The organism is Vibrio phycocola (assembly GCF_054404255.1).
In genome coordinates this window covers 22253-34721 of the sequence record NZ_JBTAMQ010000016.1, presented here as the reverse complement: position 1 = coordinate 34721, position 12469 = coordinate 22253, and the positions used below count along the sequence as shown (strand labels likewise).

Annotated in this window: 11 protein-coding genes; 3 read left to right on the top strand and 8 right to left on the bottom strand. The window is 42.8% G+C overall.

The window, feature by feature from the left end; all coding sequences use genetic code 11:
• The first annotated feature begins 148 nt into the window (after positions 1-148).
• On the top strand, positions 149-952 hold the full coding sequence (gene suhB / locus ACXJY6_RS17505; RefSeq protein ID WP_456052460.1) for an inositol-1-monophosphatase: 804 nt from the start codon (positions 149-151) through the stop codon (positions 950-952).
• 100 nt (positions 953-1052) lie between these two features.
• On the opposite strand, the gene secF is transcribed toward suhB, so the two are convergent.
• From secF to queA, 5 genes are all read right to left on the bottom strand, one after another.
• Positions 1053-2003: a protein translocase subunit SecF gene (gene secF, locus ACXJY6_RS17500; protein ID WP_458769118.1), complete on the bottom strand. Its 951-nt coding sequence runs from the start codon at positions 2001-2003 to the stop codon at positions 1053-1055.
• Positions 2004-2020: 17 nt separating this feature from the next.
• Entirely contained in the window at positions 2021-3880 is a 1860-nt protein-coding gene (gene secD, locus ACXJY6_RS17495) for a protein translocase subunit SecD (RefSeq protein WP_458769117.1), read from the bottom strand.
• 20 nt (positions 3881-3900) lie between these two features.
• Positions 3901-4233, bottom strand: a complete 333-nt coding sequence (yajC, locus tag ACXJY6_RS17490; protein WP_456052463.1) for a preprotein translocase subunit YajC — start codon at positions 4231-4233, stop codon at positions 3901-3903.
• Between the two features lie 117 nt (positions 4234-4350).
• Positions 4351-5481: a tRNA guanosine(34) transglycosylase Tgt gene (gene tgt, locus ACXJY6_RS17485; RefSeq protein WP_456052464.1), complete on the bottom strand. Its 1131-nt coding sequence runs from the start codon at positions 5479-5481 to the stop codon at positions 4351-4353.
• Positions 5482-5531: 50 nt separating this feature from the next.
• Positions 5532-6587: a tRNA preQ1(34) S-adenosylmethionine ribosyltransferase-isomerase QueA gene (gene queA, locus ACXJY6_RS17480; protein ID WP_458769116.1), complete on the bottom strand. Its 1056-nt coding sequence runs from the start codon at positions 6585-6587 to the stop codon at positions 5532-5534.
• A gap of 376 nt (positions 6588-6963) precedes the next feature.
• Between queA and ACXJY6_RS17475 the strand changes: the two genes are divergently transcribed.
• On the top strand, positions 6964-7428 hold the full coding sequence (locus tag ACXJY6_RS17475; RefSeq protein WP_456052466.1) for a 2TM domain-containing protein: 465 nt from the start codon (positions 6964-6966) through the stop codon (positions 7426-7428).
• Between the two features lie 162 nt (positions 7429-7590).
• Positions 7591-8067 carry a CBS domain-containing protein gene (locus ACXJY6_RS17470; protein WP_458769115.1) on the top strand — a complete coding sequence of 159 codons (477 nt, stop codon included), beginning with the start codon at positions 7591-7593 and terminating at the stop codon, positions 8065-8067.
• 101 nt (positions 8068-8168) lie between these two features.
• On the opposite strand, the gene ACXJY6_RS17465 is transcribed toward ACXJY6_RS17470, so the two are convergent.
• From ACXJY6_RS17465 to aceB, 3 genes are all read right to left on the bottom strand, one after another.
• Positions 8169-8732: a hypothetical protein gene (locus tag ACXJY6_RS17465; protein ID WP_458769114.1), complete on the bottom strand. Its 564-nt coding sequence runs from the start codon at positions 8730-8732 to the stop codon at positions 8169-8171.
• Positions 8733-8833: 101 nt separating this feature from the next.
• Positions 8834-10432, bottom strand: coding sequence for an isocitrate lyase (locus tag ACXJY6_RS17460; RefSeq protein ID WP_458769113.1), 1599 nt, complete (start codon positions 10430-10432; stop codon positions 8834-8836).
• A 145-nt stretch (positions 10433-10577) separates the two neighbouring features.
• Positions 10578-12152: a malate synthase A gene (gene aceB, locus ACXJY6_RS17455; protein ID WP_458769154.1), complete on the bottom strand. Its 1575-nt coding sequence runs from the start codon at positions 12150-12152 to the stop codon at positions 10578-10580.
• Between the last annotated feature and the right edge of the window lie 317 nt (positions 12153-12469).

The window sequence follows — 12469 nt, the reverse complement described above, 5'->3', positions numbered from 1 at the left end:
GGGAAATATACCACATCAACAAGAAAAGTGTTCCTACAGACCGAACTACATTCGTCAATAGAACATAATTTAACCACTTCCCTTTTTTGATTACTTTGGTATACTCGCCGTCGCTTTTTCGTTCTTTAACATCCGCTGGGAAATACGTATGCATCCAATGCTAAACATTGCTATTCGCGCTGCGCGAAAAGCAGGCAATCATATAGTTAAATCGCTAGAAAATACTGATGCCATCATCGCATCATCAAAAGGCAATAATGACTTTGTTACTAATATCGACAAAGAAGCTGAAGCCATTATTATCGATATCATTCAAACTGCTTACCCTGACCACTGCATTATGGCAGAGGAAAGTGGCGCAATTGAAGGAAGAGATAAAGAAGTACAATGGATCATCGACCCACTGGATGGCACATCAAACTTTATCAATGGTTTCCCTCATTTTGCTATTTCAATTGCCGTTCGTATGAAAGGCAAAACGGAAGTTGGCTGTGTGTATGATCCAATCCGTAACGAGCTATTTTCTGCCACTCGTGGTTCAGGTGCTCAGCTTAACAACATGCGTCTTCGTGTTGCGCTGAAAAAAGAGCTTTCAGGTACGATTTTGGCGACTGGATTCCCAGCGAAACAAAAGCAACATGCTGAATCATATCTAAAAATCATTTCTTCACTATTTTCTGAAGTCGCTGACTTCCGCCGCACTGGTTCTGCTGCGCTTGATTTGTGTTATTTCTCAGCCAACCGTGTAGATGGTTTCTTTGAAATCGGTTTGAAACCTTGGGACATCGCTGCTGGGGATTTGATTGCTCGTGAAGCTGGCGCGATCGTTACCGATTTCTCTGGTGGCACTGATTATATGAAGTCTGGAAATATTGTCGCATCTAGCCCACGTTTGGTTAAATCCATTCTTAAGCATATTCGCGAAAATGGAAGTGAAGCACTTCTTAAATAATCCAGTAACGCTTTCTTTATAAACAAAAAAACCGCTGAATCTTCAGCGGTTTTTTTATGCCTATCACTTATAGTGATTTAACACTTAATCTAAGACCAGATTATGGTAATAGCTCGTCTTGATCGGCGCCTTCTTTCTCAATTTGAGGTGGCATCAAGTGTTCACGAGTAATACCCAGTTTCAATGCTAGAGCCGAAGCAACGTAGATTGAAGAGTAAGTACCAACTGTAATACCAAGCAATAGTGCAAGTGCAAAACCGTGAATTAATGCCCCACCTTTCATGAACAGTGCAACAACAACGAATAAGGTCGTTGCTGATGTAATCAAGGTTCGACTTAACGTTTGTGTTATGGAGTTGTTCATTACATGTGCTGGTTCGCCTTTACGCATTTTACGGAAGTTTTCACGAATCCGGTCAAATACAACGATGGTATCATTCAATGAATAACCAACAACGGTAAGCAACGCAGCAACAATTGTAAGGTCTACTTCAATTTGAAGAAGTGAAAATACACCAAGCGTTATCGTAACGTCATGGGCTAAGGCCAATACAGCACCTGCCGATAAACGCCATTCAAAACGAAACGTCACATACATCAAAATACACAACAGTGACGCAATGATTGCTAAACCACCCGCTTCGGTCAGTTCGTCACCAACATTTGGCCCGACAAACTCGATACGGCGCATTTCAACCTGCTCTCCAGTACCTTGTTTTATCGAATCAAGAATTTGATTTCCCAACGTTTCGCCAGAAAGCTCTGCTCGAGGTCGTAAACGAACCAATACCTCTCTAGCTGAACCAAAGTTTTGAACCGTTGCATCGCCAAAACCATTGCTATCAAGCGAAGCTCGAACCAATTCAAGATCAGCTGGCTGTTCAAATCCAACTTCAATCAAAGTCCCGCCGGTAAAGTCGAGTCCCCAATTGAGTCCTTTTGTTGAAACAGTCGCAATCGATCCAATGATCAAAACGATAGAGAAAATAAACGCAAACTTCGACCAGCGCATGAAGTCGATGATGTTATTGGTCTTTAATAATTGAAACATATCTTTTGACTAACCCCTTAGATCGACAATTTCTTGATTCGCTTACCGCCGTAAGCAAAATTGACGATGCAACGTGTACCAACAATCGCGGTAAACATTGAAGTCAAAATACCAATCGATAGTGTTACGGCAAAGCCCTTGATTGCACCTGTACCGACAGCAAATAGAATAATCGCGGTTATCAAAGTGGTGATATTGGCATCGGCAATCGTACTAAAGGCATTTGCATAACCTTGATGAATTGCTTGTTGTGGGTTCTTACCGTCACGCAACTCTTCACGAATACGTTCAAATATCAGTACGTTTGCATCCACGGCCATACCAACAGTCAATACGATACCGGCAATACCAGGTAGCGTCATCGTCGCTCCAGGAATCATCGACATAATACCTACGATACAAATAAGGTTCGCCAAAAGCGCGACGTTAGCAATAACACCAAACTTACGATAATAGACAATAGCAAATAGCATTACAGCAACCATACCCCAGATACACGCTTGGATACCTTGGTCAATGTTCTGCTGCCCCATAGAAGGACCAATGGTTCGCTCTTCAACTATTGAAATCGGTGCAATTAGAGCACCAGCACGTAATAACAATGCAAGATTATGAGCTTCAGAAGCCGAATCTATACCCGTAATACGGAAGCTACGTCCAAGTGCGGTTTGAATCGTCGCTTGGTTAATCACTTCTTCATTTTTAGCAAGAATAACTTTGCCGTCTTCAGTCTTACGACCACTGTCTTTGTATTCTGCAAAAACGGTCGCCATTAACTTACCGACATTATTTTTAGAGAAGTTGGCCATTTTATTGCCACCTTCACTATCAAGCGAAATATTTACCTGAGGACGACCATATTCATCGCTACTCGAACTTGCGTCGGTAATACTTGAGCCACCTAAGATAACGCGTTTTAGCAATACGACCGGACGCCCATCACGATCAGGCTTTATTTCACGTCCTGCGGGAACACGTCCAGCAGAAGCGGCAACCAAATCTACGCTTGAGTCAACTTCACGGAACTCTAGAGTTGCCGTCGCACCCAAAATTTCTTTGGCACGAGCTGTATCTTGTACACCCGGTAATTCAACTACGATACGACTTGCACCTTGGCGTTGAACTAGCGGCTCAGCAACACCAAGCTCATTAACACGGTTACGTAATATCGTAATATTTTGCTCGACCGCATAATTGCGTACTTCTTGTAAGCGAGCTTCTGTATATTGCCCTCTTACATTGAAGCGACCATTTGCAGCCTGAGTTGTGAAGGTCATATCCTGATGGTTTGATCTCAACACCGATAGTGCTTTATCCGCTAACTCTTCACTACGAAAGGCTGCTTCTACCCATTGGTTATCGATGACTCGAATAGAACTATAACGCAGACTTTCCTCGCGTAGTTCGGTACGAATTGCATCTTCTTCTTGGGAAATCAGCTTCTCCATAGCGGCGTTCATGTCCACTTCCATTAAGAAATGCACCCCGCCACGTAGATCAAGTCCGAGCTTCATTGGTGAACCACCAATTGACGAAAGCCAATCTGGGGTAGCCGCCGCAAGGTTTAATGCAACAACAGCCGATTCGCCTGTTAATGCTTCAGTGATGACATCACGGGCATTAATTTGCGTATCAGTTTCATTAAAGCGAACTAATATCGAGCCATTTTCAAGGGCAGCCGATTTATAGGAAAGACTCTCTTTATCAAGAGCTTGAGTGACAGTATCCAACGTAGACATAGTAACAGAAGCGCCACGCGCTCCGGTTACTTGAATAGCTGGATCTTCACCGTAGAGATTTGGAAGTGCATAAAGAGCGGTAGTGGCGATCACCAATACCACCATTATATATTTCCATAACGGATAACGGTTTAGCACAGCGAGGATCCTCTAGCTGTTTATAAAGACTTAAGCGTACCTTTTGGAAGTACAGCTGTAACGTAATCTTTCTTAATCACAACTGTGTTGTTTGGATTAAGTTCGATAGAGATAAAATCATTCTCTTCAGAAACTTTGACAATCTTACCGATTAGTCCGCCGTTAGTTAGAACCTCATCGCCTTTAGACATCGAAGCCATTAGATTTTTATGATCCTTTGTGCGTTTTGCCTGTGGGCGATAAATCATAAAATAGAAAATAACAGCAAATAAGCCAAGCATGATGAACATTTCAAAACCACCACCTTGTGGAGCAGGTTCACCTGCAGCGTGAGCAACTGATATAAAACTCATTAAAACTTCCTCTAAGATATTGTTGTGTTGTAATTCAATTGTGTATTGGGTTGAATTAGACGATTTTCAACTATTTTTGCCTTTACAGCATCAATTTTTCGCCTAATTCGTCGATTATTATTTACCGATCGGCGGTACGTCACGATCTCGACGAGCATAAAACTCTTCTACAAACTGGTCAAAACGATCTTCATCAATGGCAGTACGAATACTTTCCATCAGACGTTGGTAATAGCGCAAGTTATGTATGGTATTCAAACGCGCACCTAAGATTTCATTACATTTGTCTAAATGGTGCAAATACGACTTCGAGTAATTTTTACAGGTGTAACAGTCACACTCAGGATCCAAAGCCGTAGTATCAACTTTGTGTTTTGCGTTGCGAATCTTAACCACGCCACCAGTTACAAATAAATGGCCGTTTCTTGCGTTACGAGTAGGCATAACACAATCAAACATATCGACGCCACGACGCACGCCTTCCACTAGATCTTCTGGTTTACCTACACCCATTAAGTAGCGAGGTTTATCTTGAGGCAACTGTGGACAAGTGTGCTCCAAAATACGATGCATATCTTCTTTCGGTTCACCAACGGCTAAACCACCAACAGCATAACCATCAAAGCCAATTTCCGTTAACCCTTTTACCGAGACATCGCGAAGATTTTCATACACTCCGCCTTGTACGATTCCGAACAACGAGTTTTGGTTCCCTAGTTTATCAAAATGATCACGAGAACGTTGTGCCCAACGCAGTGACATTTCCATCGATTTTTTGGCTTCATCATGAGTCGCTGGATAAGGGGTACACTCATCGAAAATCATCACGACATCAGAGCCGAGATCATGTTGAATCTCCATCGACTTTTCTGCATCCATGAAGATTTTCTCACCATTTACCGGGTTTCTAAAATGCACGCCTTCTTCGGTGATCTTACGAATATCACCAAGGCTAAACACCTGAAAGCCGCCCGAATCCGTTAAGATCGGTCCTTTCCAATTCATGAAGTCATGCAAGTCGCCGTGCATTTTCATTACTTCTTGTCCAGGGCGTAACCAAAGGTGGAACGTATTCCCTAACAGAATTTCAGCGCCCGTTTCAGCCACTTCCTCTGGTGTCATACCTTTCACTGTTCCATATGTCCCAACAGGCATAAATGCCGGGGTTTGTACAGAACCACGTTCAAACTGAAGCTGCCCGCGACGAGCATTTCCGTTAGTCTTTTTTAAATCAAATGTTAACTTCACAAAGCCTCCAAAACGCCAGAGAAACAGTCTGACGATATAATGCGAAACAGCTACTTAGCCGTTTGCTTTTCAATAAACATCGCATCGCCATAACTAAAGAAGCGATACGCCTGTTCTACAGCATGTTGATATGCCGCCATCACATGGTCATAACCGGCAAACGCGCTAACCAGCATAATCAATGTGGATTCCGGTAAATGGAAATTGGTGATCAAACAATCGACCACTCGATATTCATAACCGGGGAAAATAAAAATTTCGGTATCATCAAAAAATGGCGCTATTAATTGCCCCTTCTTTTGTGCGGCTTGTGCTGCACTTTCCAATGAGCGCACCGATGTTGTTCCAACCGCAATAACTCGTCCGCCACGAGCTTTTGTCACTTCAATGGCATCAACAACCTCTTGCGATACTTCTACATATTCAGCGTGCATATGATGGTCGTGAATATTGTCGACACGCACAGGCTGAAAAGTCCCGGCTCCGACATGCAGAGTAACATACGCCATGTCGACACCTTTTTGCTGAATCTGATCGAGCAAATCGCTATCAAAGTGCAATCCGGCTGTCGGTGCTGCGACTGCGCCTGGTTTTTCGTTGTAAACCGTCTGATAACGTTCTTTATCCGTTTCTTCATCAGGGCGATCAATATACGGCGGTAACGGCATATGACCAATGTGATTAAGCACATCTAAAATCGGTTTATCACCACACACTTCGATCTCAAATAATGCATCATGGCGTGCCACCATCACGGCAGAGTATTCATCATTTTCACCAAGCATCAAATCAGTACCGGGCTTAGGTGGCTTTGAACAACGAACATGCGCCAAAATTCGATGTTCATCGAGCATGCGTTCAACCAATACTTCCAGTTTCCCACCTGTGGCTTTACGACCAAACATTCGAGCTGGAATAACACGAGTATTGTTAAACACCAATAAATCACCGGGGTTTACCAACGACAATATGTCTTTAAAAGAGCGATCGAAAAGCTCACCACTATTGCCATCTAATTGTAATAAACGACTCGCGGTTCTCTCAGTTTTTGGATAACGAGCAATCAGCTCATCGGGAAGGTCAAAATGAAAATCAGAAACTTGCATCTAGTTCGGTCTTATTTGGTGGTGTTAACGATAATCGTGTGCAGCGCGCTAGTATACCTGTAAAACCACCGATACGGCAGCGTTGTAAATCAATTAAATATTCAAATTCGTTAATTCACGTTTATTAATACGGAATTCACTTCTGTCCAAGATTGTTTTCTCTCTACGTCCACACGTATACTGAATACGTACATTTATATATGACTCTCGATTTATGGCTCATAACTGTATTTTCAGATGAATCCATAACCTATTGATTTTAAATAAATATCGCTCTCCTGTCATGCGCATGACGCCACAATGTCACTCGTATGTCGTCACGATATTAGCGATATTGTGGCTACTATCATCTCAACCAAACCAATAAGGGAATGCAATGATTGTTCGAAAACTTAGACTTAAAAAAGGATGGTCACAAGAGCATCTATCTCAATTAAGTGGACTGAGTGTCAGAACAATTCAGCGCATTGAACGCGGCCAAAGCCCTAGCCTAGATTCACAACAAGCGCTTGCGGCTGTGTTTGAGATAGACATTAGTGAACTTCAGCAGGAGAAACCCATGGAAACAAATACCGTTGATCAACAACAAGAAGAAGCCATTAACTATGTGCGCGATCTTAAAGGATTCTACTCTCACCTGATCAAATACGTGCTAATCATCGTCATGCTATTTGTGATTAATTTAATGACAAATCCAGATAATATTTGGGCAATTTGGCCAATGTTAGGCTGGGGTATCGGTGTTATTTTTCATGGATTAAATGTCTTTGAAGTGTTTAATTTCTTGGGGCCTAAATGGGAAAGAAAGCGAATTGAAAAACGTTTAGGTAAAAAGCTTTAATGGTACTGAATCAGGCTGAGTAAATTAACTTCGATCAATTTACTTAGTCATTTCTCAAATTAATAGTCAATTTACAACCTAGCTCTCACCATACCTTTTACACTCTTCCTATAGTTAGCTTACATCCAACATGATTGAGACATAGTCGGTAAGGAGCTCAGCATGATTAAAATCGAAGATTTGATGACACGCCACCCACACACTCTTACCTCTAGCGAAACCGTAGAGCAAGCTCAAAAGCTGATGCACCAACATGAAATTCGCCATATTCCCATCGTTGATGAACTCGGTGCACTTGTTGGTGTTTTATCTCAACGAGACATTTTACGCGCCCAAAATTCCAGTTTGATTTATTCTCAAACGACGTCTGAATTGTTTGATGCTCCCATCTCTCAATTGATGAACGGTAAGGTCATAAGTGTTAGCCCTAAAGCTGGTTTAAAACAGAGTGCGATATTTATGCAAAAACATAAAGTAGGCTGCTTACCCGTAGTAGAGCAAGGAGAATTAGTCGGCATCATTACCGATAGTGACTTTGTCGCTATTGCGATTAACTTGCTTGAACTCGAAGAAGAAAGCGAACCAGTAGAGAGTGATTTTCCTGATATGGATACTGAGAAGTACAACGACGAACTGTAACTCAGTGTTAATGATACCTCTGTACTCTTTCTTGAACTTGTCTCATTCCTTAAAGGCAAGAGGTATCTCTATTCAATTTTCTTTTTAACTTAAATAACGACTTATTTTTCCACAATATCAACACATGCAACGCTGATATCTTGATCGATATAAGCCATCCCTAACTTATTTAAGAACGCCATTCGGTCTGCACTTGTCAGTTGGATATCTGGGCCAGAAACTCGACAGCGGTCGTAAATTACCGCCAAATGAGTCATAAACTGCTCACCACTTTTCATTAGCAATAAACTCATGGCACCGACATCCGGTTTTATTTTGGCTCTCTGCTTTTGCGATAAATTCACCGCTAATACGATAGGTTCCTCGTCACCTTCAAAACGAACACCGCGATTTCGCACAGTTTGTTGCGCCCAATAGTAGGCCAGTTCTTTACTTTGCGTTAAATAGACGGGCTCAGTAGATTCGGTATAGCGGTTACCAATCGTCGCCATGGTATTTGAGGCCGCTTGGTTCAAATCTTTATCACCCGAGCGTTTTAAGCCTTGCCCTTTGATAGAAGAAAGCAACGCTGACGATGTACCGTGATACCACTTATCATTTGTTTTGAAACCATCAGCAGTAAGTAAATCTTCAGCATCTTGTAGATAGGTAGGAACTTGCGTCATGTGAATCCTCCACTCAATCGGTGAATCAATCGTTTTTATATCTGTATTGCTAAAAAAGGCGACCGGAGCCGCCTTTCTCTCTACATCTTAATCGAGTTCAATTAATTAAATTGGTTCGATGTATTTAATGCACCACCCGCTTTCAGAGCATTTTCACCAGCAAAGTACTCTTTGTGGTCATCACCCATGTCAGAGCCCGACATGTTTTGGTGTTTAACACAAGCGATACCTTGGCGAATCTCCTTACGCTGTACGCCAGCCACGTAACCTAACATCGCTTGGTCACCAAAGTACTCTTTAGCTAAATTGTCTGTCGACAATGCTGCGGTGTGATAGGTTGGTAGTGTGATCAAGTGGTGGAAAATACCCGCTTCACGTGACGCATCAGCTTGGAAAGTACGGATTTTGTCATCAGCTCGTAATGAGAGCTCAGACTCGTCATACTCAATGCTCATCAAGTTGTCACGGTCATATGCGGACACATCTTCGCCTGCTTCAACCATCGCATCATATGCTTGCTGACGGAAGTTCAGAGTCCAGTTAAATGAAGGTGAGTTGTTGTAAACCAATTTCGCATTAGGGTGAACTTCACGAACACCATCCATCATCTCTTTTATCTGAGCAATATGTGGCTTCTCTGTTTCAATCCACAATAAGTCAGCACCAGCATTAATGGCTTCGATACAGTCGAATACACAGCGATCTTCACCCGTACCTTGACGGAATTGATATAAACCAGAAGGAAGGCGCTTAGGACGAACAAGCTTGCCATCACGATTAAAACAAACATCGCCTTCAGCCATATCAGATACATCGATTTCTTCAACGTCTAGGTACGAGTTGTACACATCACCTTGATCCCCCGGCTCTTTCACTACAGCGATCTCTTTGGTTAGGCCTGCACCTTGAGAGTCAGTACGTGCAACGATAATTCCGTTGTCGATACCAAGCTCTAAGAATGCATAACGACAAGCGCGCAATTTAGCGTGGAAATCCGCATGAGGTACCGTTACCTTGCCATCTTGGTGACCACACTGCTTTTCATCCGCAACCTGGTTTTCAATCTGTAGACAACATGCACCCGCTTCAATCATCTGCTTAGCCATCAGGTAAGTCGCTTCTGCATTACCAAAACCGGCGTCAATATCTGCAATAATAGGAACAACGTGCGTAACATGATTGTCAATTTGATCTTGAATTGATGCCTGCGCTGCAACGTCATCCGCTTCACGAGCGTCGTCCAATGCGCGGAATAGTCCCCCTAATTCACGAGCATCAGCTTGGCGTAAGAAGGTATAAAGCTCTTCAACTAGGCCTGCGACTGTTGTCTTCTCATGCATTGATTGATCTGGAAGTGGCCCAAACTCAGAGCGAAGTGCCGCAACCATCCATCCGGAAAGGTATAGATAGCGGCCATCTGTTTTGCCATCGAAGTGCTTTTTAATCGAAATCATTTTTTGTTGGCCAATGAATCCATGCCAGCAGCCTAGAGATTGGGTGTAGTTAGAGCTGTCGGCATCATAAGCTTCCATATCAGCACGCATAATGTCAGCCGTATATTGGGCAATATCTAGACCTGTCTTAAATTTATTTTGAGCACGCATACGAGCTGCAGACTCTGGGTTAATAGCATCCCAAGGCGCTCCCGCGTTGTTCTTGGCTGCTCCAATCGTTTCTATATCTTTTGCGATACTTGTCATGGCGATATTCCCTCTTTTATTTTTTAGCACTGGATATAACTCAGCGACTTCCTTTTCCACAGCGAGCAAGCTAACTGCGAAAACTGTTTCACGTTAATGGTTATTATTGTTATTTCTTGGTATTTCTTGGGCTTCTCTAGTGCGGCTACGGCAAATAGTCGTATCCTGGCACCGTTAAGAAGTCGCATAATGTATCGCTCGTGGTAAGCGTAAACATTAATTCAGCCGCTTGAGTAAAACGCCCTTGAGCAAAACGTTCTTCCCCTACTTCACGACGTACGACTTCAATCTCTTCCTTTAGATAGCGACCAAATAGCTCATTTGTTACTAATTCGCCGTTATCTAACGATTTTTCATGTTGAATCCACTGCCAGATCGAAGCGCGAGAAATCTCGGCTGTCGCAGCGTCTTCCATTAATCCATAAATTGGTACACAACCATTTCCCGAGATCCATGCTTCGATATACTGCAACGCAACACGGATATTGTGACGCATACCAGTCTCAGTACGCTCTCCCTCACATGGCGCCAATAACTGTTCTGCTGTGATCTGCTGATCGTCCTGTCGCGACACATCAAGTTGATTTTTTCGATCACCTAACACCTCGTTAAATACCGACATTGCCGTGTCTGCTAATCCCGGGTGGGCAACCCATGTTCCATCGTGGCCATTATTGGCTTCTAGTGATTTGTCTTTAAGAATTTTGTCCAACACGATTTGGTTTCCTGCTGGATCTTTCACTGGAATAAAAGCAGCCATCCCCCCCATAGCGAAGGCTCCTCGGCGGTGGCACGTTTTTACAAGCAGTCGTGAGTATGCATTAAGAAATGGCATATCCATGGTGACAACTTGACGATCGGGTAACACTCGGTCGCCGTGACGCTTTAAGGTTTTAATGTAGCTAAAGATATAATCCCAACGACCACAGTTCAGCCCAACGATGTGCTCCTTCAACGAGAACAAAATTTCATCCATTTCAAACACTGCAGGAAGCGTTTCGATTAAAACGGTCGCTTTGATCGTGCCTGTATCGAGTCCGAAATAGTCTTCGGTAAAATGGAACACGTCGCTCCACCACTTCGCTTCTTTGTGCGATTGCAGTTTTGGTAGATAAAAATAAGGTCCACTTCCTTTTGCCAATAACTCGCGATGGTTATTAGCAAAATAGAGAGCAAAATCGAATAGCGACCCTGGAATATTCTCCCCATTAAACTGAACGTGCTTCTCTTGAAGGTGTAGGCCGCGAACTCGACAAATCAACACAGCTGGATCGTCGGAAAGTTGATAGTGCTTTCCATTTTGTGGATTGGTATAGTCAATCGTTCCACGCACCGCATCACGTAAATTAATTTGGCCATCAAGCAAATGGCTCCAATCTGGCGACATTGAATCTTCAAAATCGGCCATAAATACTTTCACATTCGCATTAAGTGCATTGATAACCATCTTGCGATCAGTGGGACCAGTAATTTCAACTCGGCGATCTTGAAGATCTTGTGGAATCCCAAGAATACGCCAGCTCCCTTCTCGTATATCTTGAGTATGCTCAAGAAAGTCAGGCAGTCTCCCTTGGTCAATGCGACTTTGTTGCTGTTGTCGAACACTCAGAAGCGCTCCAACTTCAGGAGCAAATTTTGCGCAAAGTACCGATAGAAAAGCTTGAGCTTCCAAACCAAATACGGCTTTTTGCTCAGCAGTGACTTCCCCTGATACCGTCATTTTAGAAACCGTATCTTGCTGTTCTTTTGTTAGTCGCTGATCTAATGTTCCTGCGTCCATCTGCTGGCTCCTTTCTATCTCTGTATAAAACAAGGGGAAATGTATTACTCTTCCTTGCTAGCTTTCAAATGTAATATAAAAACTACATTTATTTTTATTCGTACTGCTGTGGAACACAGATTGCGATAGATTTTTTTTATGTACTACTAGACATAAGTCTAATAAGAACCTTTAAAAACACAGACAAACAAGGGTTCCAATGAAATTAAAGCAATAAAACTGGCTCTAAATATCACCAAGCATTGAAAGAGCGCAAA

Excerpts from the sequence above, each read along its gene's own strand:
- suhB (WP_456052460.1), top strand. The coding sequence starts at position 149 with ATGCATCCAATGCTAAACATTGCTATTCGCGCTGCGCGAAAAGCAGGC.
- secF (WP_458769118.1), bottom strand. The coding sequence starts at position 2,003 with ATGTTTCAATTATTAAAGACCAATAACATCATCGACTTCATGCGCTGG.
- yajC (WP_456052463.1), bottom strand. The coding sequence starts at position 4,233 with ATGAGTTTTATATCAGTTGCTCACGCTGCAGGTGAACCTGCTCCACAA.
- queA (WP_458769116.1), bottom strand. The coding sequence starts at position 6,587 with ATGCAAGTTTCTGATTTTCATTTTGACCTTCCCGATGAGCTGATTGCT.
- ACXJY6_RS17475 (WP_456052466.1), top strand. The coding sequence starts at position 6,964 with ATGATTGTTCGAAAACTTAGACTTAAAAAAGGATGGTCACAAGAGCAT.
- ACXJY6_RS17470 (WP_458769115.1), top strand. The coding sequence starts at position 7,591 with ATGATTAAAATCGAAGATTTGATGACACGCCACCCACACACTCTTACC.
- ACXJY6_RS17465 (WP_458769114.1), bottom strand. The coding sequence starts at position 8,732 with ATGACGCAAGTTCCTACCTATCTACAAGATGCTGAAGATTTACTTACT.
- ACXJY6_RS17460 (WP_458769113.1), bottom strand. The coding sequence starts at position 10,432 with ATGACAAGTATCGCAAAAGATATAGAAACGATTGGAGCAGCCAAGAAC.
- aceB (WP_458769154.1), bottom strand. The coding sequence starts at position 12,152 with ATGACGGTATCAGGGGAAGTCACTGCTGAGCAAAAAGCCGTATTTGGT.